Here is a 25,556-nt window from a genome sequence, read left to right as displayed (position 1 = left end):
AAACAACATAGATATGGCTAAGCATAAAAGAGTGATTTTATTAGGGCTGTTTTTTTTGCTATGGACGGGATTTACCCAAGCACAAACAGGAAACAACACCGAAAACTTTGAAAAAAATCTAGAAAACGCCAAGGTGAGTTTTAACGACGGCGCACTCTTGGTCTCCACAGGAAAAGTCAGCAGAACTTGGATATTGACGGGCAGCGGATTTAAAACCGTCAGCTTTAAAAATGAGCGTTCTGGAAAAGAATGGAGTACGAACAAGGCGAATACGTTTGGCGCAGATTGGAATTTACCTACTAAAATTGACAAAGATTCCCAAGCTACTTTGGTCTCCGTAGATTGCCAAGAAAGCGACGATGCCCATTTTACTTCAAAACATTTATTGGTCAACGCGCTGTTCGAATATGCAAATGGCATCCAAATTAAACTATTGGTTCGCGTATACCCGAATGCGACGGGTTTATGGACCGCCTTGGAAGTAAAAGCCGACGCTGATTTTTCCCCCGAAGGGATTCCCGAAGACATCGCCTACGAAAAATATTACGGCTCAAACCAACCCGTAAAAATTGCACGCAACGAATTCATTCCCGTAGATTTTTCAACAGCGAACGTTCGTACATATTGGGGATTTTATAACGACCCCGGCAATCGCGTAAACACCCAAAATATGGTAAAGGAAGAGACCGTTGACGGCTGGCCGCTCTTCAGTGATGAGCAGAACACATGGGCCAGCGGATTGGCCATACACGCCGAAAACGAAGGTCTGATACTGGTAAAAGAATCGAATAAAACCGTGAACAATTACGGACATCAAACGGGTAGTTTTTACTGTACGCCACACGGTGTAGAAGTAACTGGTTGGGGCCTAAAACCAAAGGAAATCACCTCGGAATTCAGACAAACGTGGGCCACATGGAGCATACTCTACTCGGGCGGTGAAGACGAAATGCAACTGGCGTTAAAACAGTTTGATCGGGCTCGATTTCCGATTAAAAAAGAACGCGATATGCATATTTTGGTAGACACTTGGGGAAGTGATTATCGGGAAGGCGACGGCGATAAAATTTACGGCCGCGAGAATTCGGAATTTTCGGTAGTAAAAAAAGAAATTGAATCGGCCTCTGAGTTGGGTATGGATATCGTACGCATTGATGACGGTTGGCAAGAAGGCGACACTTTTAGTACTGATTCGTGGCATCCGAACCCGAAGATCGGCTATGAGGCGGATTGGAAAAAAGTAAAAAAACTAGCGGCAAAAAACAACATACGCATTGGCCTTTGGGCGGCCATTCGCTATATCTCGTTGGAAGAAATGAAAGCCAATCAACAAACGCTAGATGTAGCCACTTGGAAGTTAGATTTTGATAAAATTGAAGATTGGCAATCGTACCACGACAGAATGAACGGAATGCGCGATTTTATTACGTCGGCCGATTATAAAACACAAGTTTCTTGGTGTCCCGAATATGACGATCCGCGATACGGGTGGTACAGCACTGCCCGCGAATACGGGCCTATGTATTTTCAGAACATTCAAAACAATATGCCGCATCATATTGTTTACGTGCCGTACATCACGCTGCGCCACCATTGGATGATGTCGGAATATTACAACATGAACAAGTTGCAGACCAATTGGCAAAACCCGAGCCGTACCAATGCCGCTTATTCCGATGCACCGCAACATAGTCAAGCCTACAGCGCTATGACTGCATTTATGGGCGTTCCGGCAAGTTTTATGTTGACGCAGTTTTTATCCCCAGAAGAAAAAGCAGAACTCAAAAAAGTGATTGCCACCTACAAAAAGGAAAGAGCCGAAATTTTTGATAGCTATGTTTTCCCCATCGGGGAAGAGCCGAACAATGCCTCTTGGACGGGCTTTCAAATACACCATCCTGATAAAAAAACTGGCTATCTTATGGTATTCCGCGAGTTACATAACAAGGAAGAAAGCAAAGATTTAGCCCTCAAGTTTCTCGATGGCAAGCGCATACAGCTCACCGACCTTGAAAAGGATGGCGCGTCAAGAGAAGTGACCGTAGAAAATGGAAACCTATCCATTGAAATCCCCAAAACACCCTCATATAGCTTTTTGAAATATGAGATACTAGATTAAAAAAAAGCAGATGGAAACATTAGAAAAAGAAAAGTTAGATTACAGTTTGGTCGGTCCGCAATCGATCAAGGCCGTACAGCAAGGTTTGGCCGAGGCCACTTGGTATCAGCCGCCAGTGCCGCGCGATAAAATGCGCGAATTGCTAGAACGGAAAAATGGTCCGGCAATAATCGATACCCTCCTTTGGTTTGGCTTGCTCTTCGGTGCGGGATATCTGATATACGCGCTATGGGGCACTTGGTGGGTGGTGCTTCCGATTTTAGCATATAGTGTGCTGTACGCCTCGTCGTCTGATTCACGGTGGCACGAATCTAGCCACGGCACTGCTTTTAAGACCGATTGGATGAACAATGTACTCTACGAAATTGCTTCGTTTATGGTCTTTCGCAATTCCGTTTCTTGGCGATGGAGCCATACCCGCCACCACAGCGATACTCAAATTGTAGGTCGGGACCCCGAAATTGCGGTACCCAGACCTCCCGATATCAAAGGTATCATCCTCAATTTGTTCGCCTTAAAAAGTGCACCACCCGAATTTCGAAAATGCTTGTTGCACATCATCGGTAGGTTAGACGAAGAAGAAAAGCAATTTATTCCGCAGAGCGAAAAAGCAAAAGTGTTTTTGGTCTCTAGAATATGGGGATTGATCTATCTCTCGGTTATTGCATCAGCGATTTATTTTAATACTTGGCTGCCACTTTTTTATATTGGTTTTCCCACCTTTTTGGGGTCTTATATGATTACCGTTTACGGCCTTACCCAACACGCAGGGCTAGCAGAAAACGTACTTGACCATCGGCAAAATTGTAGAACGGTGTATATGAACCGCATTCATAGATTTTTGTATTGGAATATGAACTACCATTTAGAACATCACATGTTCCCATTAGTGCCTTATCATAATTTGCCAAAGTTGCACGCGTTGATCAAAGACTACTGTCCCCCAGCCTACAACGGAATCATTGAAACTTACAAAGAGATTATTCCAGCCCTGCTAAAACAAGAGAAAGACCCGGCATATTTTGTAGCACGAGAAATACCAGATACCCCGGATGCTGATATAGAAAATCAATTGACCCACTTTAAGGCTACCGATGCCGATTTACTAGACGGTGAAGTGGTAGTTTGCGATGCGAATAAACTGCCTAAAGGTGAGGTGTTACGCCTTGATTATGATGGAAAAACCTTTGCCATCTACCAAACCGAAAAAGGTGCGTATTATGCCACTGACGGAATATGTACACACGGCAGCACACATTTGGCAGAGGGACTCGTTATTGGCGAGCAAATCGAATGCCCTAAACATAATGGGCGTTTTAGTGTGGTAGATGGTTCGCCACAACGCGCGCCTGTTTGTGCTGCGCTAAAGACCTATAAGGTTTCAGTTATAAAAGGTAAAATTGCTGTTGACGTCAACAACCCAGGCGGAAAAGGACTAGAAGAGGCGAACGAAATTCTGCCTTATCGCGTCGTTAGCAACAAGAATGTAGCCACTTTTATAAAAGAATTGGTACTCGAACCTGTAGCTCGATCGCTTGACTATAGTCCTGGTGATTATGTGCAATTAGAAATACCCGTTCACGCCACAGCTTTTCAAGATTTTGAAATAGATCTGCCCTACCAAACCGAGTGGAAAAAGCAGAACATCTTTCAACATAAATCGGCCAATTTGAATGCCACACGTCGCAATTATTCTTTAGCGAACAACCCTGAAAATAGCACGCAACTTCGGTTCAATGTTCGTATTGCTCTTCCCCCAAAAGAGGGGAATTTTCACGCGGGAATCGGTTCTTCTTATGTCTTCGGGTTGAAGGAAGGAGATATTGTAAAAGTGGCCGGCCCTTATGGTAATTTTCACATTAAAAATTCTAAAAGAGAAATGATTTATATAGGCGGCGGAGCGGGAATGGCACCCTTGCGCTCACACTTGTCCTATTTATTCGAAACGGAAAAAACACAGCGAAAAGTGAGCTTTTGGTATGGTGCCCGTTCGTTGCAAGAACTGTTTTACGAAGATTATTTTGAAGTGATTGAAGAAGCCAACAAGAATTTTAGGTTTGAGGTGGCGCTATCTGAACCTAAATCTAACGACCAATGGGCATCGCATACAGGGTACATTCACGATGTGGTGTATGAGCAGTATCTTAAAGACCATCCTGATTTAAGGGTTGTGGAATTTTATCTCTGCGGACCGCCTTTGATGATTGCCGCCTGCCAAGAAATGCTTTTTGAACTGGGTATTTCAGAAGATCAGATCGCTTACGATGAATTCTAAAACCACGATCAGTATTTCAAACGCCGAGGCACCTTTCGGAAATACAGCGATACATTTTTTTACGCTAACGCGGAAAAATGGAATCACCGCAAAAATCTCCAATTTCGGGAGTACTTTAATGGAGCTACACGTACCCGATAGCGATGGAAAAATGCGTGATGTAGTATTGGGATTCAAGGATTTAGAAACCTATCTTAAAGAAAACATTTACGCAGGAGCCATCGTGGGTCGTATTGCAGGCAGACTTAACCAAGGACGTTTTTTTTTAGATGGGAAGGTTTATCAACTGACCCAAAACGAAGGCTCTAATCATTTGCACGGTGGGCATACGGGATTCGACAAACAAATCTGGGATTATAAAATTATTGAAACCGCAAGCGGAAAAGCCCTAGAACTTCGGCATAAGAGTCCGCACGGCTCAGAAGGCTATCCTGGCAATCTCAAGGTGACCGTTCGTTACATTTTGACGGACGAAAACGGACTTCAAATAAAAATCAACGCCACCACCGATCGCCCCACCCCCTTCTGCCCTACCGAGCACAGTTATTTTAATCTTTCCGCCGAAGCGGACATTAAAAAACACCGCCTCAAAATTGAGAGTGATGAAGTGGTTGAAGTCAACACTTTGATGCTTCCTACGGGAAAAATAAATAAAGTCTCGAAGGGTATAAATAATTTTGGGCAAGCTGCCCTACTCGGGGTACGCCTACCCCTGTTGCACCGAAACCACGGCGATAACTATTTAACCCACACTTCGGGGGCATTCAAAAAAGTAGCACAGGTAAGTGCCGAAAATCGCAGTATGGAAGTATGGACTACAGCTCCTCATCTGCAACTTTATACGGGAAGTGGACTGCACACTACGGCATCCGGCAAATCGGGAAGCCCCTATCGCGCTCATGCCGGACTCTGCCTCGAATGTCAAGGGCTTGCGGATGCCCCCAATCATAATGCCTTTGCATCCATCATTTTGAGACCTGATGAGAACTTCGAGCAGGTTACGGAGTATCGGTTTGGGGTTGTGTAGGGTTTTGATTATCGAAGGATTTTCGGAAGAAATGTAAACACTGGGAATTGCAGTACTATAAATGGCCGACTAAGATTGTAAACTTCGAAAACGAGCGGTAAAGCTACTTATAACGCCAAGTCTATCATCCTAACTTTCCCAGCACTATTAGTGATTTTTATCGATTGCATGTCCTTTGAAAGCAGCATCGATCTTGAACTTTGCGAGAGATAGCCAGAACCGTAGTAAAATTCCCGTCGTTCTTTTTTTTCATTGGAAAAATGAATTTCCGCAAACATGTCCAAAGGTTTTAGGGTTATGATTTTTTCCTTCACATGCCCAGTTCGCGCAACGTATAGAAGGCTATCGTTATTTTGGGAAACCATGCGTAGAAATGAAGCGTCTCCATGACGTAGTCGAGCCATGGCTTTCGCATCGCCATCGATATAAAAACCACTGTTTTTCACAGGTACGTGTTTAAAGGTAGCATTGCCGTTCCCCAAGAGCAGGGTTCCTACGGAAGCGTCCATCCATCCGGAAAAGACTTCATTGCCGTGCGAATTGCCTACGGCAAGAATATCAGGAATACCGTCCGCGTTTACATCTTCAATCATGGTGCCGTATAATGGCGCTATTTGGGCTCGCTTTGGCAGACTGACCAATCGAAATTTACCATTGCCATCGTTCATCAAGCAGGCGTTCTCGGCATAATCCCATTGTAAGGTCAGGGCATTGTTCAATATATTTCTGGGCAACAGATCGTCTATTTCGGCACTGGCGTATTCGGCATAAGTGGGGGTGCCCTTTTTGAGGCCGATTAGCTGCTTAAACAAATCATCTCTAAGGTGTACGGGCACTTCACGACCTTTACTGAATTGTGTCATAATCGGGTCGATTACCCCATTTTGGTCAAAATCCGCCGCATACACCGTTATCGGTTCCGCTTTTGTAGGTCGGTAGCGAGTATTCAGTCCTGCGTTGCCCAGGACATAATCAATATCGCCATCTTGATCTAGGTCGGCACCATTGATACTTTTCCACAATCCCTTTTCATTCGGCAGCGCCCCGGCATCTACCTTGGTCAACGTACCTTCGGAATTCTTGAAAAGGGTAATGGGCATATATTCGCCGACTACGAACAAGTCGATCCAACCATCTTGGTCGAAATCCGACCAAAGGGCGCTCTTGACGATTCCCAAATCCTTTATTTCGGGAAGGAGGGTGTTCGAAACGTCGGTAAGTATGGGTTCGTCGGATTTTTGGGAATCGTTGCGCAAAAGTCTGCATGCAGCTGGGAGGGGGTATTCATCGGGTCGTGATGCACCTCCGACGAAAATATCCAAATCCCCATCACGGTCAAAATCCGCCGCAACAGCACAAGTCCCATTTTCCCTAGGAAATTCAAGCGGTGACTTTTCAAAAAGGCGGTTCCCTTTGTTAATGTAAAGCCTATCGGAATAAAAACGGCTGTTCTTTCCCCGTTCTACGCTCCCACTTACCAAGTACAAATCCAAATCCCCATCGGAATCGACATCGAACAAAAGACAACCTTGATCTTCGTAAGCGGGTTCGAAGTCAATTTGACGCGAAGAAAAGTTCCCATTTTTTTCCTGAAGAAAAAGTTGGCCGGGAGTACCGTCGGATCCCCCGATATAAAAATCGTCAAGACCATCTTTATCAACATCACCCACAGCTATCGCTGGCCCCGACTCCGAAAGTTTATGGGGCAATAGAATATGATGGTCAAAATCGTTGAAGCGGCTTTCCACGTGCCGGTAGCCAAGTCCAGCAATTTTGGGGCTGAAGAATAAGCCTTGTGGTTCAAGGGTTGTCGGTTTATCGGAACGCGGTTCTACCTTGGTGTCTTTCGCGATGACGAGCCGCTGATTTGATCTCACATTTTGGACGGATTGCCGCGAACCGTCCGGCCATAAAACATCTACCTTACCGATAAGAGCGTCCTGGCCCAATCCAAAATTAATAACAGAGCCTATAGATGACATGTATCCACGGGTGCGTTGGTGTTCGTAGCCAAGCGTTCCTTGTGAGGTCTCCAGCATTACCTTGGCACCTATCGCCTGACGATTAGGTTTTTGCGCTTCAAGCACCAGCTGTAAATAATGGGTTGTATTCGGATTTTCTTCAACAACATTGTTCCTGTAGATGAACGCTTTGTCGTTTATATTATTTACGGCCAAGTCCAAATCCCCATCATTGTCAAAATCTGCGTACACCGCTCCGTTTGAAAAGCTGGGGGTATGTATCCCCCAAATCTTGCCTACATCCTCAAAGGTCAAATCGGTACTGTTCCTAAAAATATAGTTCGGCACGTAGATTCCCTGTTGTTCCTTTAAGGACTCGACATAGGCTTCCCCATCAAACTTTTCCTTCTCTGTAAAAGCCGAAGGTTGCTCATAATTAATAAAATCGAGATCGTTTACATCCTTGGAAAAACCATTGGTGATGAAAATATCCCTCCATCCGTCCAAATCAAGATCAGGCATTAAAACGCTCCAGCTCCAATTTGTTCGAAAAACACCGGACAGCTGGCCGATTTCACTGTATTTGACCACAGCCGTATCAATTTTACCGTTATTGAGTTGAAGGGTGTTCCTAAAATACTGATCAACATAGTCTACCTTCTTGGCGAGCTCAAAACTTTTTTGGCTTGCCGCTGCATACATCATCTTCATCTTGTCGTCTTCTTCGGGAAGCATATCGAGCACCATGAAGTCATCAAGTCCGTCATTGTTAATATCTGCCATATCGATACCCATGGACGAGTAACTGGTATGTTGTACATAGTCTCGTATCTTGTCGGTGAAGGTTCCATCTCCATTGTTGATATATAAAATGTCGTTGGTAATATAGTCATTGGCCACGTAGATATCGGGAAAACCGTCTTCATTGACATCGTGAACGGCCAGTCCCAAGCTAAAGCCTTCCAAAGTGATGCCGGCCTCGACGGACACATCGGTAAATGTCGGATGGCCATTAGCCCCTATGCCATCATTTCTATAAAGACGATCTGTCCGTTCAGGATTTCCTATTTTCTTTATGGGAACGATTCTATTGGCCTCGGCATCCAAATATCCCGTGGGATAATTTACGATCATGAAGACATCAAGATCACCATCTTGATCGTAATCGAAAAAAGCGGACTGAATGGTATGGGACGTGTCGTCTAGGCCCATTTTTTCGGCAACTTCCTCAAAATGCGGGATTCCATTCTCGTCAAGACCCTTGTTCAAGAAAAGCAAATTCTTTCTATCCTCTGCACTGTTTCCCCCGGAAACGCTGCAATAGATATCTTCCCAACCGTCTTGGTCAACGTCGACCACGGCAATGCCGTTTACCCAATTTTTTGTGGACGCACCGGATTTTTCAGTAATATCGGCGAACTTTATGGCAGTACCCTTTCCGGTATTCAAATATAAACGGGAGGAGACAAGATTTCCTCCAAAAAAAATATCCTCAAACCCATCTTTGTTAAAATCACCCACGCCTACCCCTGCTCCGTTGTACATATTCACATATTCCAAAACATTTACATCGGTTTCATTGATGGTGTTCTCAAAATCCACCCCACTTTCAGATGCTGACAACAAGGAAAACTTGGGTCGGTGCACATCCTCATCCTGACATCCAAAGCATACCGGGATTACAACAAGAAGGGCAATACATTTTTTGAGGGACATTATTAAATTATTCTGCAATTAATTCAAATGATGGTTAAATTTTAAAAATCAAAATGTTGTTAACTTTAGCCAATAAGTATACAAAAGTTTTAAGATTGGCCGCGAAACTTCATAGTTTTTTCACTGCTACTTGTAGTCATGGAATTTCTATATCAATATCGATTACGATATTCTCAAAATAGGAAAACCCACGATATTCATGGGTTTTCCTAAAACTAAACTTAACTAACTCAATATCCAGGCTTTTGATCTGTATCATCAATAGCCGCATTATTATCGATTTCATCAATGGGTATTGGCAAAAATTCGTGCTTTGGCTCGTAATTGGGATGCGGTTGACCGATTTTGCCTTCCCTGAACCATCGTTTCACATCCCTGGCCCTTATCTGCTCAGAATTCAGTTCAACCTGTCTTTCGTGTATAATGGCCGCTATCATCTGTTCCTTGGTATCCGTTGGGTATTCCGCCGTGGGATAATTTGGCATTCCTACCCTTGTTCTTGTACTGTTCAGATAGTTCAATGCAACTGCCGATGGACCATTAATTTCGGTTTCTATCTCGGCCATCATTAATAATACATCCGCATAACGGACGACCCTCAGGTTTATACCTGAAAAAAGTCCTGGGGATGTATTTTTATATTCATAGCCATACTTTTTCCAATGCGTGGGTATCTCTGTAATGCCCTGAGCCACTTTACTGGCATCAAAAACTGCTTCATTGTTTGCTCCATAGGTATCACCATACTCAATAAAACTTGCCTTGTACCTTGGATCATCATCTTCGAACGCTGCCTTTAATATTTCTGAAGGAATAGTATTATGCCACACATGCGGAGAGTACTCATGCGACCGAAGTTGTTCGATTTTCCCCCCATCACCACTGTTGCTCCATCCTTGGTTACCACTTTCGTAAAGACCGAACTGAACTTCGAATATCGATTCTATATTATTTTCGTTCTCTTCTTGATGGTTTTCCTCATAAGTAGGTGTAAGGTCATAATTTCCTGACGCGATGACCTTATCCAAATGTATCTTGGCCGCTTGGTAGTTGCCTCTGTAGTATTCTACCTTGCCTGCCAAAGCCTGGGCCGCACCTTTGGTGGCCCTTCCTAAATTTGATGTGCCCCGATAGTCACTGACACTTGGCAAACCGGCCTCGGCCGCCGCCAGGTCTTCAAGGATCAGATTGTAAATCGCCTCTTCCGATTCGGCCATGGGAACCCCGTCGGCACCGGTCACCGGTTCTGTCGGGAACGGTACGGCGCCCCAATACGTTACCAACTCAAAGTAACATAGTGCCCGTAAGAATTTAGCCTCTGCGACCAATTTCTCGATAGTCTCCGCCGGAAGTTCCGGATTCTCCTTATCGGGCAACGTATAGATTACAAAATTGGCTCGATGTATTATTCGGTACAATCCCCGCCATACACTTGAAATTAAACGACTTGAAGAATCTATATTATAATTTAGCATATCGTTCAAGAACGATACCAATTGAGGGCCAGCGGTCTGACATTCATCAGAAAGCATATCGGGTATCCACCAATAAAAGCGTGCCCAAGTATCGTTCCCTTGAAGCGCGGCGTAAATTCCGAATACGGCACTTTCGGCCTCGGCCTCGTTATTAAATGAAGTGGTCACACTTGGTGAAGACGGATTGCCTTCTGCCAAAAAATCATCATTGCACCCAAATGTAGATATAAAACATACCAATAGAGTGATACCCGTTTTGGGCAATATTTTAAAATCGAGTTTTTTCATTGTTTTCATAGAGTTATTTTTTAGAAAGAAACTTCAAGGCCTAATATGAACGTTCTTGGATTGGGTATGATACTATCATCAACCCCTTGGGTGAATATCGAGTTATTATTACCCCCGACCCGGCCCTGTACTTCTGGATCATAACCTGTATAACCGGTAAATGTCAGCAGGTTTTGGCCTTGACCGTAAATACGCAGTTTAGAGAAGGGACTGCCACTAAATTCGGGAAATGTATAGCCCAAGGTCAAAAAACGTAACCTTACAAAATCGCCTTTTTCTACCCAACGGTCGGATAAACGGGCATTGTTGGTAGCACCATCAATGTTGGCACGGGGTATATTGGTATCTGTATTCGTCGGAGTCCAAGCGTCCAACACGTCAGTACCAAAATTGAACAGGCGGGTCATGCCCTCGGTGTAATACCTGTTCGAATGTAAAAGTTCAAAACCAAAAGCACCTATAAAATTGGCCGAGAAATCTACATTTTTATAGTTCGCCTTTAGGTTGAGGCCAAAGTTGAAATCGGGCAGATAGTGGCCTATGTTGCTTCTATCGTCCCCATCGATGATACCATCGTTGTTCAAATCTTTGAATCGTATGTCACCCGGTGCCAAATTCGGACCTTGTCTGGTGGTCCCCGATGCGCCGGACAGTGATTCGGCCTGAGCATTATCAGTATCTATTTCACTCTGCGACTGATAAATACGGTCAACCTGCCAACCATAATAAAAGCCGAACGGTTCGCCTACTTCCGCTCTTGTTGAGGGTACCGCCGTATTTTGAAACGTAGGGCCCGAGATGTTGGAATCCTCTCCGCCCCCAAGGGATATTACTTCATTTTCTACGAAAGAAAGATTCGTGTCTACGGACCAGCTAAAATCTTCGGACGAGTCCGAATATCCTAGGCTAAATTCAAATCCTCTATTCTCAACCGTACCTACGTTACCCAAAGGCGGATTGTCAAATCCGGTAGAGGCGGATATCGGAACACGAATAATCAGATCTTCGTTCCGGTTTTTGAACCATTCCGCAGAAAAGTACAGCTTCCCGTTGAACAATTCAGCATCTAACCCAATGTTCGTCTTCACTGCCTGCTCCCATTGCAAACCTCGGTTGAACAAGGTGTTAATGGCCAACCCGTTGACCAATCCTCCTTCACCGTTGAGATAAAGCAAATTAGAAAATACGGTCGGGTCCCATGTATAGGCTCCCACAGCGGTATTACCGTTGATCCCCCAACTACCCCTTAATTTAAAGTCCGTGACCACATTGTTCAATCCTTTAAAGAAACCTTCGTCAGAAATTCTCCATCCTGCGGAGACTGCGGGAAATACACCGGTATTGTTTTCAGGCGCAAACACCGAGGATTGATCACGACGGATAGAACCTCCGATCAGGTACTTGCCCTTGTAATCATAGTTAAGTCTACCGAACCAAGAAACGATACCGGTATTTTGTTCAACGATTTGAGATCTTTGGAACTCTATTGGGGAGTTCGCAGGATTTCTCACCAGTTCGTTAGGTAAGAATAAAGCCTGAGCTTGAATGTTCTCGTTCAGAAACTTTTGAATTTCATACCCGCCCACCATATTGATACTGTGATTTCCAAACTCTTTATTGTAACTTAAAGTTGTGGTCAATATAGGTGATAGATAGATGTTGCTACTTCTCCGGACTCGGGGTGTATCATTTTGGTTAAATGCAATTTCACCTGCGTTATAACTTGGTATAAACTCACCATCTTGTCTTGAGGTACTTTCAATACCACCCTGTATTTTTGCGAATAAGCCCTCTAAAAATTCATATTGTAGATAGGCGGTCGCAAAAATTTTGGTGGACACCTCTTCGTCATCTACCAGAACATTTAATAGGATAGGTTGAAAAGGATCTGCACCATCTGCAAAATCCGTTGCCCTGAAACCTCCGAGAAAATTTTCATCCCTTACCGGAAGATAAGGCGGCATTTGCAAGGCCCTTTGAATAGATAAATCCGTATGGTCCTTATTTCGAACGGATCGTGATAGAACGGTCGATGTGCCTATTTTGAAACGTTCACCTAAACGTGCTTCAAAATTAGCGTTTAAGGTAGCCCTTTGAAAATACGTATTTATTTGAACACCCTGTTGGTCAAAATATCCACCACCAATGTTATAGGTAACATTTTCAGTACCTCCGGAATAGTCTATATAATAGTCTTGTATTGAACCCCCAGGAAAAAGTTCATCTTGCCAATCGGTCTCGACACCAATAAGCGGTTCGCTCGCCGTGCCGGAACGGAACTGTTGCGCCGCAAAATCATAGTCGTCAAATCTCGGGGCACTTACCCCGAACGTATTCTGGGCGAAATTGATGTATTGATCTGTATTGAGCAAGTCGTACCTGGTGTTATCCGGAACACTTTGAAAGCCGTAGTAAGTGCTTAAAGATAACTTCCCTTTTCCTTGTCTACCTTTTTTTGTAGTAATCAAGATGACTCCGTTCGCTCCCCTGGAACCATAGATTGCTGTACTTGCAGCATCTTTCAGTACTGAAATATCCTGTATGTTATCAGGATGAATATCGTTCAAGGCATTTTGGCCTACCGGAATTCCGTCGATTACGAATAATGGATCACTGTTCAAAGCCGATGCAATTCCACGTATACGTACCGTAGGATTTACGCCGGGTTGGCCACCACCCACAATATTCAAACCTGTAACCCTGCCCTGTAGCGCCTGCTCGGCACTCACCACAGGTTGGTCCGCAATGTCATCTCCTGAGAGGCGTGATACGGCCGTAGTCACTTTTCGGTTGCTTTGGGTTCCATAGCCCACAACGACGACCTCATCAAGAGAGGAAGTACTTTCATTCAGGGCAACATTGATGACGGTTTGGCCATTCACGGAGACTTCTTTAGTCTCAAAACCAATATAGGAGATAATTAATATAGCGTTCTCATCTGTTACTTCTAAGGAAAAGTTACCATCAAAATCGGTTTGTGTACCGTTGGTAGTTCCCTTTTCTACAATGCTGGCACCGGGTAAAGGAGTGCCGGATTCTTCCGTAACGGTACCACTTATTTTGAATTCTTGAGTAACTTGATTCTGGGACTCGATTTTATTATTGGGGATCTTTTCCGGAATTGCTTTTGTTAGAAGAATTTTACGATCTGTAATTTCATAGTCTGTACCGTAATCCAGGAATAGTTTATCAAGAATTTTTTGGATTTTTTGTTTCTTTACCTTTAAGGTAATTTTTCGATCTAGATCTACTGCTTTGGTGTTAAAAATAAATTTGAACTCAGTTTTTGCCTCTATTTCATCAAGAACATCGCTAACGCTTACATTTTGCAAATCAAAAGTAACTTTTGTTGACTGAGAATAAGTTGGATTCGCTTGCAAAGCCAAGGTTGTCGTTAATAGAAAAAGGAATGAGAGTTTCATTTTTAGCCCCATTTTAATTTTCCAAGATACCTTGGTCCTGGAATTTGATGGTTTTTTCATACTTTTAAGTGTTTTCTGTGATTAACTTAGTTGGTGAAATCACTTGGACTTAATCGGGAAATGTTGCAGCATTTTCCGATTTTTTTTGACCCGACCTTAGTATTGGGAAAATCCGTCCTAATGATTGATTCTTGTTCAAATTTTATATTCTACATTGTCTTTAGTTTTAGGAGTTAGTTTTTAATTGATAATAATTTTATTGTTAACTATTTGATAATCAATATTATATACTTTACTGAAATATTCAAAAACTTGAATTATTGTCTCTTTTTCAGTTTCAAAGGTTGCGTTAAAAGTCTCCTTTGATAGTTGTTTGTTATTATTGATAATGACTACGTTGTATTTCCTTTCCAACCGCTTGATAATATTATCAAAGGGCGTATTTCTAAAAACCATATTGCCATCCATCCAAGAAGTGTACAGCGTAGTATTCACTTTTTTGGTAGAGATTGTCTTATGAGTTCGGTCAAAAGCTCCCTTGAAACCCGGTTTGAGCAGCGTCTTAACGGCTTCCTCACCTGAAGAAGAATTGAATAATTCCACAGACCCGCTTGTCAGCACCACTTCAGTATCAAAATCTTCAGCATAATTGGATAAATTGAATTTAGTCCCATGCACTTGAACCGTTAATTCTTCCGCTGTTACTACGAAAGAATGTTTTTGATCATGGATTACATCAAAAAAAGCTTCTCCATCAAGAAAAACCCTTCTTTCAAAACCATTAATAAAAGTTACAGGATATCTTATAGAGCTTCCCGAATTCAGGTAAACTTTAGTGCCATCGGACAAGACAATATCAAAACGTTTTCCATAGGGCACCTTTACAGTATTGTAAACAAGTTTTTTTTCTTCGGATACCCCTTTGTATACCAGTTTATCCCCATCTTTCTTACCGATTATTTCTCCAATAGAATTAGAAATTTTTGCCTTACCCACATCCGATAAAACTATCTTTTCGCCATTATCGAGTTTCAAAGTTATTTGATTGTCCTCTTGTGCCAGTATTTCCTCATCATTTGACTCGTTGATTGTTTTAAGGTAAAAATGGCCAAGGCCAATTAACAAGAAAATAATTGCTGCGTATCTTAATATAGTTTTTACCTTTTTCCGTAGTGTGTTTTTTTTATCGTTACGTATTTCCTTTAATAATCGCTTTCGTAATTCTTTTGAATCAGGTTCATGCATACCAATCGTAATTGCAAAATGTGTTTTTATATAATCTTTGAAGAGCAAATAATTCTTTTCATCTTTGACCCAATCATTTAACAAGTCCAAATCCGAGGTATTCGCGGAATTACTCAGATATCTAACGATGCTATTCTTGATTTCATCCTCTGTCATTTCAATCATTTTTTATCCTCACGCTACACTAGTAATACAATGCGGATCATTAATACCCCACCTTTTTTTGTAATTTTTTTTTAAATTCATATATATTTGAATAAAAAGTTGCGAAATCAACATTTAAAATAATAGAATATGATGCATAGAGATTTGGTCAATAGCCTTAAAAATGGAGAGGAAAAGGCATACTTATACCTATTGGACCAATATCACAGGAGGTTGTACGCTTATGCAATGACTCTGGTAAACGACCATGCCATAGCCGAAGATATCGTACAGAACGTGTTCCTAAAAACTTGGCAATTCAGAAAAAAATTAAGCAGTGAATTTTCTATACAGAGTTTTCTTTACAGGTCTATTTATAACGAATTTATCAATACTTATAAGAAAGACAAATCGGTTATGCTTCTTCAGATGAAGTACTTTGAATCGTTAACAGAGGTAGTAGAAAGTGCGGATAATAATGTCATTCAAAAAATGATTGAATTGGTTTCCCAAGAGATGGAAAAACTACCCCCAAGATGCCGTCAGATCTTCTCTCTTAGCAAAAAAGAAGGATTATCCAATATAGAGATTGCGGCGTACTTGGATATAACACCAAAAGCAGTGGAAAAACAGATTACAAAGGCTTTTCATTTACTTAGACTAAAACTGAAAAACAAATATGAAACCATACTTTTCTTGGTCTTTGGATTGCATCAAAAAACACTAGAATAGCTTTAATCAATATTTTAAAAAAGTCTTCTAAAAGTTTAAATGTAATACGTTGAACCTTTCTTTAGCTATACCAATAAAATTAGATTATTCTCTACCTAAAATTACGCCGGGTATTATGCCTTGGGGATAATTTTCTTTGGGCACTTGGGCAGCATCTACGGTAAAATCAAGGGTGTTGGGACTTTTAAAGTTTATGGGCATCTGAACACTACCCTGTTCTAAGTTCAGGCTTTCGGTGACCGCATCTAGAGAAGTAAATTTTAGTTTGTCCTCAAACCAGTTTACGCCCCAATTAAATAGCGGTAGGTTACCTTCATCACTAGCGTAGATGTTGTTTTCGAAGCTAAGGTTAAGCGATTTTAAGTTGAGTCCTACGGGATGGCCTTCTTCGCTTATAGTGATTTTTTTGCCTTGGGTTTTAGGCATAAAACGGGCATCCTTTACCGCAAACCAACCCCAAGTTTGTGCGTCTCGATTATAGGCGATAATATTATTTTTTAAGACATGATCGTGATTCCATATCGCTTTATCATAATCACCAGACCAAATCTTATTTTTATGCTCTTCATAATCCTCAATTTTTGGCGATTTACGCATTTGTTCACGAAGTACAAAGCCCTCTTTATTGCCAAAAAGTATATTGCGTTCAATTACGCAATTGGGCGAACTACTGATAGCAATGCCCCCGGCCATACCCCAAGCGGTAAAGGCCGATCGAAGACCATTGTATAGAATAACGTTGTCGTGCGCATGTAATCCGAAGGAAATTTCGTAAAAAATACCCCCGTTTTGATTGTTCATAATAAGGCAATTGCGGACTTCGCTCTCTTCGTTAGCAATATCGTACCATATTCCATTACCTCGATTATCAACAGATACGCAACGATCGATAATAAAGCGTCTGCTAAAGAGAATTTTGTTCCCGCCTGCGGCCCAATCGAGTTTATAGCCCTTCCAACCGTTATTTCGTATAGTGCACTGGGTCATAAGGCTGTTGTGTGCCGTAATGGCTTGAAAGCCAAACTGCCCATTGTCTTGAAAAGTACAGTTCTCGATAAGAAGATTGTCTCCAGAAAAGTTAGCACCCATGCTATTGTTTCGCTCAAAAACACAAGAGGAAATGGTGTTGTAGTTCCCTCGTACCTCAAGCGCCCCTTGCAAGGCGTGGTTGGCTGCTTGTCTAAAATAAATACCTTCTATCTTTATATGATCGCCTTCGTTGATCCATATCTGTGAACGGACGGCAGTTTCTACCTTAAAAGCGACTTTGGGTTCGCCCTCACTCATCATTTCTTCGTTTGAGCTGTTCCAGAAATATAGTTTTTGTGATAGACTATCGGCAAAAAAAGTGCCTCTTTCCAAACGATCTTTTTGCAGAACTTGTCGCAAGGGTACATCCATAATACTGACCATTTCACGCCTTCCCACGAGTTTATGATAGTCATTTTCAGGGTAGTTGCCCCTCGCATCGGTTTGGGTAAGCGGCTGCCAATCGCTTACATATATACGGTCTTCACTTAATGGGTTCATAGGTTGCCAGTTTTGAATTACATCTGCCCCACTAACCTCGACTTTTTGCCCAAATGCATTCATAAAAACAATGGGGTTGGCTTCAGTGCCGCTAACATTCACTTGTACAGCTTCGCGGTAGATTCCACTGTAAATTTTTACCGTATCGCCAGGTTTAAGCTCTTCCGTTACCGCATTGATAGAACGGCTTTGCCTATTTTCAGGGATATTTTTCAACGGAGTTTGCGAGACGTGGTACACCTGTGCCATGGCAATGTAGGCACTACAAAAAAGCAGGAAAAACGGTAGTATGGATTTTTTCATAAGATTATTTAAGATATCGGTTTTTGTATTTTTCGATGGTCGTACCCATGCCTGTGCCGGGGCGGTCCGGTACAAGGTAACAGGTAAAGCCCACATCATTAAAAATAGTTGCCGCGCTGGGGGATTGATTAACGAGTGTTTCCCACTCTTGCCATAACTGGTCATATTTTTTTAAGGCCGCTATAATTCTTTTTTTATGGGATTTTCCGGTGAGCTCTTCCTGACGACCCAAGAGCGAAACCGTCCAGAATTGTTCAACAATCTGATATTTTAGCAAGCCGTATTTACAGGAAGTGACAAGAAATTCCTTAAGCGCGGTGTCGTCGGTTTCCAAGGTTTTAGCGGTGGTAACAATTTCTTTCCAAATCTTTATGCCCTCAGCTTTTTCATTGAGGGCGGCAGCAACATCATTTTTTTCGATGATCATATCCCGCAACGGGCCAAAGTTTCCACCGTCGCCTTCCATATATTCATCGCGAATATAAAGCCGGCCAGGGCTATCATATGATAATTCAGTTTCTCCTACGTACTTTTCTCTTCCTCGCAGCACGGCATCCGCAGAGCGCCAAGCAATTTTTCTAAAACGTGCAATATCCTCTCCCTTGAGACCTTTGCTTATAGCAAAAGCATCAATAAATTCTTTCTCATTTTTTTGGGGATTCTTGAACCACTGTACTCCCACATAAGCATTTAATTCTGGCCAAAGTTCATTCTTAATATAAGGTCCCGCCCAGCCGTCACCTCGTGACCATGTCCATAAACCTTTTATATTATCATAATCTATAATATCGCTCAGGCTTTTGTTCGCACCCTTTGGCATTAAACGGTATTCCTCAAAACCTTCTATGAGTCCCTTTGCCACGTAATGCGGATAGGCGCCTTTGCCCTCAAAGGAACGTTGGCACGAATACTCGATGATTTGAGGGTGTTTGCCCAGGGTAAGCACACTGCTAAACGGATTCATACGATGGTAACGGTTGTGCTTGATGCTGAAAATGAGATTTGGATGCGGCGCAATGGCATCGGTAACTTTGAGATAGTACTCGGGGTCGGTATGAAAGCCATCGAAACCCCAAGTCCTATAGAAAATTTTCTTGTTTTGTTTTACGCAGACTTCCTCGCGTAGAAGGGAGATCAGTACCTGATAATCCTCTGGGCTATGACAGAGCATACCACCATCATGATAAGGTGTGTCTAGCGTATAAATTTCCCCGGTACGGATGACCAGACCATCGAGCTCTGGGTAGCGTTCAAAGGTTTTGGCCAGCATAAATTTGAGCAATTTTTGGGTAAGGGGCTTATTTATATCGATGCCCTTACCGTCATCCCGGGCAAGCTCAGATTTGTATTTGTCAAGAATTTTTGTGGGCACGACGAAGAGATCTGTCCAATAATAAAGGTCTATCCCTGCTGAATGTGCCTTTTTGATCTTTGCTTCGGTATGGTTTGTGGCATTGGTCAACCATTGTTGTTCATCCACACTTGTTGGAAAAACACCATTTTCAAAATCATCATAGGAAATAGTGGTTACCGGAGATATAAAATCATTGATAATCTGCCCGTTATAGCCCTTTTCAGCTAATATTTTGGGATTGTTAAATTGGGTTTCGGGCGGATCTTCTCCTGGATTTTCATGGATAGCATCTAGAATGTAAGGTGTAACCTGCTCGCTGTTTTTGGTCTGGAATGCAAAAAGTGCCGTTTCCGATATTAGAAAGAAGAGTATCAGGATTATACTGCGCATAGTAATGTATATATCTTCATTGATGTCCAAATATTTGGATAGGATAAAAATAAGACACTAATCCATCACTATAGATTAAAAAATCGATTGATTTTTATGCACAGCTTAATTTTAATAGAATTTCAACATGAGTTTTAGGAAAGGGCACATGTATAATATGGAAGAAACCAAACTTTTAAATTCAATAGAAAATTCCCATTTTTACATTGAACTTATTTAATTTTTTTATTTGTTAAAAAATTCACTCTTTTTTGACCGTTCCCTGTATTTTTTATGGATTCATAGCTACAGCTATACTACTCCCAATAGCTGCCATATGTGCGCAAAATCAGATTCTGATTGCTATCGGTACGGTTCCAAACAAAAACTCAAGATAAATTCCATTTCATCTCGGACCATTATGAAGACCATTCCTTTTTCAATAAAGCAGTTGATTTTATTACTTTTCATTGGTAATATCTTATCCGTCAACGCCCAAAAAAGTATGGATCGGTATCCCGTACTACTTAATATGGTGCACCATAATCCTGGCGAACCTCATTTTGAGACCAAATTTACCCAGCCCGAATATATACAAGCATTGGGCTACACAGGGCAAGTCCCCAAAATTGAGATACAGTGCGGCCTTACCTACGATGATTGGGAAGATAACGTCGTGCCCGAAGGTACTGCCGAGAAAATGTGGATTTTACGCCATGCCGCCGAGGTACGCACACGACTAGCTATAGCCGAAAAAAATAAGATGCCGGTATATCCTTTTACCGATGTTCTTGTGGTACCCAAAAGTATTATGGACAAGTACGGCGATGTAATGAAAGTCGATGGGCGATTATCGATTAAGAGCCCCAAAACCCAAGAAATCCTGAAGGCGCAAATTACCGAGATTTTTAAACGCTTTCCGAGTATTGACGGACTTACCATACGCCACGGAGAAACTTACCTGCACGACACGCCGTATCATGTGGGCACCTCACCCGCCATTACGCCAGAGGAACACAGCATCATGATTGCCCTTTTGCGCGAGGAAATTTGCGTAAAACAGGATAAAAAATTATTCTACAGAACTTGGGATTTTGGCAAATTTCATACTAACCCCGAGTACTATCTCAAAGCTACCGATGCTGTTGCACCTCATGAAAAGCTCTATTTCTCCATCAAGCACGTGAATAACGATTTTTTGCGTGGCAATCCTTTTAACACTACCATCGGATTGGGCAAGCATCAACAAATCGTTGAATTGTCCACAAACCAGGCAGGAATTTACGGGCGTAACGCGCATCCTTATTACATAGGAAAAGGTATTATAGAAGGATGGTCAGAGATGGAAAGTAAAAAAGGCCTACAAGATTTGTATGACAATCCTAAAATCAAGGGTTTTTGGACGTGGACCTGGGGCGATGGCTGGGTAGGCCCCTATTTCGATAACGAATTATGGATCAAGCTCAACGAGTACATCTTGCGAGCGTATGCAAAAAACCCCGACCATACGGAAGAAGAACTATTTTTTACATATGCAAAAGATGAATTGGGGCTCTCCAAAAAGAATGCACAACGTCTTAGGGAACTTTGCCTGCTATCGACCGATGCCGTTTACTATGGACAAGCTACAAAATATGCCCGCACGATTCCTTGGTATATCCGCGACCATTACATGACAGGGATAGATTTGACCCGTGTGGTAGAAGACGGTCTTACAGAAAAAATTTTAAAGGAAAAGGAATTGAACCTACAGCACTTTTACACCATGGAAACCCTGTCCAAGGAAATACAATTGCCCCGACCGAAAGATCAAGAATTTCTAGAGGTATCTACCACCTACGGAAGGATAAAATATGAGATTATCAACGAGATCTGGAAAATACAGCTTATGCTCGCCCAATATGCTGTAAATCAAAAAATTGATAAGGAAGACGCCAAAGCTGCACTTACCCGTTACAAAATCAAGTGGAAAGAATGGCGACAATTGCGCAAAGATCACGTCTCTTGCCCTACCTTGTACGTGGATTATGAAGCCATACACATTCCTTGGTTCAAACCTTTCCAAGAATCCGTTAAGGAGCTAGAAGACATCATATTATATCAATAGGTTCAGAGCCTGTTTAAGCAAGTGCCAAAAAGGCTTATGATTTTCCAACCTTAACGTGTAAAAGCCCGAGACATTAACCTCGAGCTTTTTTACCTCTCTATGGGATTCTTCTTGTTACAATATGCCTCCTATTTCTATTTTCCCGTTTACAAACTTCGTACGATAGTTCTTTCCAAAATTTGTATAGATATTAGGAACTTAATTGAAGAACATAATATTTTCGTCACTATCAATATAAATTGAATTGATAATATTCAAATCAATTCCTTTTAACTCAATAATCATATTAAAAAAGTCTAAAATTTGATTCCTATATCGACCATTGATTTGTCTATTAATTCGAGTCTCAAAATTAGTTTTCAAAATTGATGTCTTGTTTGATGGACAAAACATGGCAAAAACATTATTAGTGCAAGGTCCTGTTTCCTGTATATCGGCAATTATTTTTGACACTCCATGGAAATCCAATTCGTTATTTTGAATATTTAGATTTAAGTCTATTCGAATGGCAGTATTCAAAAAATTAAAGCTAGGTGCTGGAGAAAAGCCACATAAAAAGTTATCATGACATTTTCCAATAATTTCATACCCAGCGTCCTCCATTAGAATTTCCAATCTAATCGTGTTACCTTGAATGCCCCTAGCAGAAAAATCGCGCGAGCCCCAATCATTCACATACATCTTGTACATTTCGTTTGGCCCAGTTTCAATTGGAGTTCCAATATTGATAGGACTAACATTTCCAAATAACTCTAAATTACTGTCGTTCTCCAGATAAAATTCATATTCTCCAAGTGCTTCATTTTTATCTGGGGTGAAATTATTAAGTCGTAGAGATGCTTGCTCCAAAATTGTATTTAGCCCCGGTTTCCTATCTGAAGCTTCAATTTTATATCTAGCCCTATTTTCACGATACAATTCATGGCCTTAACTATCTTCAAGTTTTATTTCCAAACGTTCGAATACTATGTCCAAAATTTTACTATCATGTTCGCAGTTCCTGTCATCACTGATATCTTCAGAACCAGTGTCACCAACCAAACTTATATATTTAATTGGGGACTTTCTCCCTCCGGCTATGCTTTTGAATTCTCCGTCATTATATGAAAACGGTTTTGCCTCACCTCCGCTTTCCGGCAACCTCTGCCTGTAGGTATAAGTGGAAGAATTCAGCTCTCTACAGCGTCTGACTACACGCATCTGGGAGGTGTTTCTATAACCGCAGTCCCATGAAAAAGATGATATTACCTTATTAGGCGGAGCTTCATAAATCATGATATTTTGCCATTGTGCCTCGATTCTTGTGCTATTGGCCAAGGCCTGCTCCGTAAGGTCAACAGTCAAGATGATTTGACTTCTAGCTTCATTAATGTTGACTTCAAGGTTTAGCTCGGCATCGACCTGGCCGTCAAAATGTCTATTGCCATTTACGAGATGACCATCAGCTGTGTTAGGACAAAGCTCTCCTGTGTTAAAACGATCGATTACAACCAAGTCAGAATCGATTTTGGTATCGATCCAAGCCGCCCAGTCCTGACCTGAAGACTCTCCAGTGTCAACTCTCAATTCAAAAAAGACCTTTTGACCAGAATAATCGGAAAGGTCTATTCTAATCGATTCAAGCGAACCGGTGTATTCTTTATACTCATCAAAAATCGGTTTCCAATATTCCCTTCCATTTTCGTAGTAATGAATGAAAATCATAAATCTTGCACCATCCGTACTTGGTCGGCCATTCGGTCTAATAAACCCAATCTTTCCTTTTAAGATAGATTTTCCCGGAAGTTTATCTATAACCGGAAACCAACCCTTAATGGTTCCGTTTCTAGACCATTTCGGGTGCGTATGCAATACCCTATATTCCCGACCGTCTTCCATTACGGCATCTTTGATAACAGCGATACCTGCTGCACCGGCATTTTTGCCCAAAGTTAACCAAGTTGCTGTACCCGGTAAAGCATTGGAATTTGGGTCTAAGGTAGATGACTCCCACTTTGCCTCAGTAGCCTTTTCTTCAAAGTCAAACACTTGGCCCGAAGTAATATTCACGAAAAATAATGCGATAAAAAAAGTTGTTAATTGTGCTTTCATTATATAAAATTTTAAAGTTCAAACCTTAGTCCAATAAAATTGTGACTAGGTTAACATAGCAATACAAAAAACCGAGGCATAATGCCTCGGTTTTAATTTTACCTATTTTCCGCCCTGTAACTTATTTCAATCGCTTTAATTTTTCTGAAATGGATTCCTGAACCATACCTAGCTTTTCTGAAAGGTTAAGCAAAGCCTCTTTCGCAATACCTTGATGATGGATTATTGCCGCAATGGAGTGTTTATTAGAAAATACTTTTTTTGTGTATAGGTCTTCCATGATCACATCCTCTTTTATCCAATCAAGGATTCCATAATGATGCACCCAAGGCCAAGGCCACGGATATGGAGGGTAGGGCTCCTCGGGATTCGGTATCGGTAGAATTCCGATTTCCCGTAAAAATTTGTTTGTTTCCCATATTTCAATTTGATGGGCAAGACATTCTCTTGATTTATCTGTTAGTTCCCTAGTACCTTTTTTAAATTCTATTTTACATGACATGATTTCTAAATTTTATCGATTCATTTTCTTTTTTTATTAAAATGTATAATTAGTGGTCTAATCCATAATAATTGCAAACAGCGTAGTAGTCGTAAACATCAACACCCTTATGTTTTAGTTTATTAAGAATATCTTTGGAAGAGGTTTCATCTTGATTAGACTTTCCGGTAGTAGTAGGAGCAGGAGGAGCGAATATCATTATTACCTTAACTTTAGTATAAAGACCTTCTCGTACAGTGTAAGGTATATTTGTGTTCACAGCATCACTTCTATCAACAAATCTTATCGAAATATCTGGATTACTTCTATCTGCCAAATTTGTAGAAACTCTCATGAAATGTGTTCCAAATCTTCCGATTCCCGGTGCAGAATAATAAAAAGTCCTTCCGCCAAATTTATAACCGACATATACTAAAGTGGCAGTTCTGTCATTAGTCTCTTCGTCAAGGCCTTCGACAGGTAACTCTAAAAGCGAGGCTGGCAAATTATTGGAAATATCATAATTGTAGAGTACGACATTGGCATTACCATCCCGTCCATCGGCACCGTCGGCTCCATCTTGACCGGGTTGACCTTGTTCGCCCGGAATACCCTGTTCTCCTGGAATACCTTGCTCGCCTTGTTCGCCTTGTTGGCCAATCGGCCCAATTTCACCTTCCTTCGTGCAGGAAGTAACTGTAATAGCCAAGGCCATCATCAAATACGCTAAAAATTTCACTTTTGTTTTCATGATTCAAAAATTTTAATGAATTAATTATTTGTTTCCCCTTTGTCTCGGTCAAAGAAGAATAGGTTAACAAAGGCAGGCGAAAAAAATGATTTCAATGGGAAATAGGGCTTTAGCTATTGATCCCCTAAAAAAAGAGTGACCTACTAGGCTTACGCTAGGTAAAGAA

15 protein-coding genes are annotated in these 25,556 nt (G+C 41.6%); 5 read left to right on the top strand and 10 right to left on the bottom strand.

Translation table 11 applies throughout. The annotated features are described in order from the left end of the window. The first annotated feature begins 13 nt into the window (after positions 1-13). Genes ACKWBX_RS01695 through ACKWBX_RS01685 form a run of 3 tightly spaced genes read left to right on the top strand, consistent with a single transcriptional unit; the run spans position 14 to position 5,421 of the window. Positions 14-2,119, top strand: coding sequence for a hypothetical protein (locus tag ACKWBX_RS01695; protein WP_413966909.1), 2,106 nt, complete (start codon positions 14-16; stop codon positions 2,117-2,119). A gap of 10 nt (positions 2,120-2,129) precedes the next feature. Next, a complete protein-coding gene (gene nqrF, locus ACKWBX_RS01690; protein WP_413966908.1) occupies positions 2,130-4,394 on the top strand; it encodes an NADH:ubiquinone reductase (Na(+)-transporting) subunit F in 2,265 nt (754 codons plus the stop codon). Next, positions 4,384-5,421 carry an aldose epimerase family protein gene (locus ACKWBX_RS01685; protein WP_413966907.1) on the top strand — a complete coding sequence of 346 codons (1,038 nt, stop codon included), beginning with the start codon at positions 4,384-4,386 and terminating at the stop codon, positions 5,419-5,421. Before nqrF ends, ACKWBX_RS01685 begins: the two co-directional genes overlap by 11 nt. 107 nt (positions 5,422-5,528) lie before the next feature. Here ACKWBX_RS01685 and ACKWBX_RS01680 read toward each other — a convergent pair whose 3' ends face one another. From ACKWBX_RS01680 to ACKWBX_RS01665, 4 genes are all read right to left on the bottom strand, one after another. Then, positions 5,529-9,098 (bottom strand): VCBS repeat-containing protein, encoded by a 3,570-nt coding sequence (locus tag ACKWBX_RS01680; protein ID WP_413966906.1) that lies wholly within the window; start codon positions 9,096-9,098, stop codon positions 5,529-5,531. 230 nt (positions 9,099-9,328) lie between these two features. Then, on the bottom strand, positions 9,329-10,870 hold the full coding sequence (locus ACKWBX_RS01675) for a RagB/SusD family nutrient uptake outer membrane protein (RefSeq protein ID WP_413966905.1): 1,542 nt from the start codon (positions 10,868-10,870) through the stop codon (positions 9,329-9,331). Positions 10,871-10,881: 11 nt separating this feature from the next. Then, a complete protein-coding gene (locus ACKWBX_RS01670; protein ID WP_413966904.1) occupies positions 10,882-14,343 on the bottom strand; it encodes a SusC/RagA family TonB-linked outer membrane protein in 3,462 nt (1,153 codons plus the stop codon). A 180-nt stretch (positions 14,344-14,523) separates the two neighbouring features. Then, entirely contained in the window at positions 14,524-15,693 is a 1,170-nt protein-coding gene (locus ACKWBX_RS01665) for a FecR family protein (protein WP_413966903.1), read from the bottom strand. 129 nt (positions 15,694-15,822) lie between these two features. On the opposite strand from ACKWBX_RS01665, the gene ACKWBX_RS01660 reads away from it, so the two are divergent. After that, complete coding sequence (locus tag ACKWBX_RS01660) at positions 15,823-16,404, top strand: RNA polymerase sigma factor (protein ID WP_413966902.1); 582 nt, start codon at positions 15,823-15,825, stop codon at positions 16,402-16,404. A gap of 84 nt (positions 16,405-16,488) precedes the next feature. On the opposite strand, the gene ACKWBX_RS01655 is transcribed toward ACKWBX_RS01660, so the two are convergent. Together ACKWBX_RS01655 and ACKWBX_RS01650 are read right to left on the bottom strand one after the other, a co-directional pair. Further along, on the bottom strand, positions 16,489-18,237 hold the full coding sequence (locus ACKWBX_RS01655; RefSeq protein WP_413966901.1) for a right-handed parallel beta-helix repeat-containing protein: 1,749 nt from the start codon (positions 18,235-18,237) through the stop codon (positions 16,489-16,491). A gap of 4 nt (positions 18,238-18,241) precedes the next feature. Continuing rightward, complete coding sequence (locus ACKWBX_RS01650; RefSeq protein WP_413966900.1) at positions 18,242-19,981, bottom strand: hypothetical protein; 1,740 nt, start codon at positions 19,979-19,981, stop codon at positions 18,242-18,244. 316 nt (positions 19,982-20,297) lie between these two features. Here ACKWBX_RS01650 and ACKWBX_RS01645 point away from each other — a divergent pair, with 316 nt between their 5' ends. Beyond that, positions 20,298-22,067 carry a hypothetical protein gene (locus ACKWBX_RS01645; RefSeq protein ID WP_413966899.1) on the top strand — a complete coding sequence of 590 codons (1,770 nt, stop codon included), beginning with the start codon at positions 20,298-20,300 and terminating at the stop codon, positions 22,065-22,067. Positions 22,068-22,265: 198 nt separating this feature from the next. Here ACKWBX_RS01645 and ACKWBX_RS01640 read toward each other — a convergent pair whose 3' ends face one another. The 4 genes from ACKWBX_RS01640 to ACKWBX_RS01625 form a co-directional block, all read right to left on the bottom strand. Continuing rightward, a complete protein-coding gene (locus ACKWBX_RS01640) occupies positions 22,266-22,916 on the bottom strand; it encodes a hypothetical protein (protein WP_413966898.1) in 651 nt (216 codons plus the stop codon). A gap of 78 nt (positions 22,917-22,994) precedes the next feature. Beyond that, positions 22,995-24,158, bottom strand: a complete 1,164-nt coding sequence (locus ACKWBX_RS01635) for a hypothetical protein (protein WP_413966897.1) — start codon at positions 24,156-24,158, stop codon at positions 22,995-22,997. Between the two features lie 121 nt (positions 24,159-24,279). Further along, the gene (locus tag ACKWBX_RS01630) at positions 24,280-24,660 is read right to left on the bottom strand and encodes a hypothetical protein (RefSeq protein WP_413966896.1); all 381 of its coding nucleotides are present in this window, start codon (positions 24,658-24,660) and stop codon (positions 24,280-24,282) included. A 49-nt stretch (positions 24,661-24,709) separates the two neighbouring features. Next, complete coding sequence (locus ACKWBX_RS01625; protein WP_413966895.1) at positions 24,710-25,390, bottom strand: collagen-like triple helix repeat-containing protein; 681 nt, start codon at positions 25,388-25,390, stop codon at positions 24,710-24,712. Between the last annotated feature and the right edge of the window lie 166 nt (positions 25,391-25,556).

It is taken from the genome of Maribacter algae, from assembly GCF_047345745.1.
In the GTDB taxonomy this organism is placed as follows: domain Bacteria; phylum Bacteroidota; class Bacteroidia; order Flavobacteriales; family Flavobacteriaceae; genus Maribacter.
Note: the sequence above shows the minus strand (reverse complement) of the source record. Positions and strands in the feature narration are given on the sequence as shown.

Bases quoted from the DNA above. Each gene is read 5' to 3' on its own strand.
- ACKWBX_RS01675 (WP_413966905.1), bottom strand. From the start codon at position 10,870: ATGAAAACAATGAAAAAACTCGATTTTAAAATATTGCCCAAAACGGGT.
- ACKWBX_RS01625 (WP_413966895.1), bottom strand. From the start codon at position 25,390: ATGAAAACAAAAGTGAAATTTTTAGCGTATTTGATGATGGCCTTGGCT.
- nqrF (WP_413966908.1), top strand. From the start codon at position 2,130: ATGGAAACATTAGAAAAAGAAAAGTTAGATTACAGTTTGGTCGGTCCG.
- ACKWBX_RS01685 (WP_413966907.1), top strand. From the start codon at position 4,384: ATGAATTCTAAAACCACGATCAGTATTTCAAACGCCGAGGCACCTTTC.
- ACKWBX_RS01660 (WP_413966902.1), top strand. From the start codon at position 15,823: ATGATGCATAGAGATTTGGTCAATAGCCTTAAAAATGGAGAGGAAAAG.
- ACKWBX_RS01680 (WP_413966906.1), bottom strand. From the start codon at position 9,098: ATGTCCCTCAAAAAATGTATTGCCCTTCTTGTTGTAATCCCGGTATGC.
- ACKWBX_RS01645 (WP_413966899.1), top strand. From the start codon at position 20,298: ATGTGCGCAAAATCAGATTCTGATTGCTATCGGTACGGTTCCAAACAA.
- ACKWBX_RS01665 (WP_413966903.1), bottom strand. From the start codon at position 15,693: ATGATTGAAATGACAGAGGATGAAATCAAGAATAGCATCGTTAGATAT.
- ACKWBX_RS01695 (WP_413966909.1), top strand. From the start codon at position 14: ATGGCTAAGCATAAAAGAGTGATTTTATTAGGGCTGTTTTTTTTGCTA.
- ACKWBX_RS01670 (WP_413966904.1), bottom strand. From the start codon at position 14,343: ATGAAAAAACCATCAAATTCCAGGACCAAGGTATCTTGGAAAATTAAA.
- ACKWBX_RS01630 (WP_413966896.1), bottom strand. From the start codon at position 24,660: ATGTCATGTAAAATAGAATTTAAAAAAGGTACTAGGGAACTAACAGAT.
- ACKWBX_RS01650 (WP_413966900.1), bottom strand. From the start codon at position 19,981: ATGCGCAGTATAATCCTGATACTCTTCTTTCTAATATCGGAAACGGCA.
- ACKWBX_RS01635 (WP_413966897.1), bottom strand. From the start codon at position 24,158: ATGAAAGCACAATTAACAACTTTTTTTATCGCATTATTTTTCGTGAAT.
- ACKWBX_RS01655 (WP_413966901.1), bottom strand. From the start codon at position 18,237: ATGAAAAAATCCATACTACCGTTTTTCCTGCTTTTTTGTAGTGCCTAC.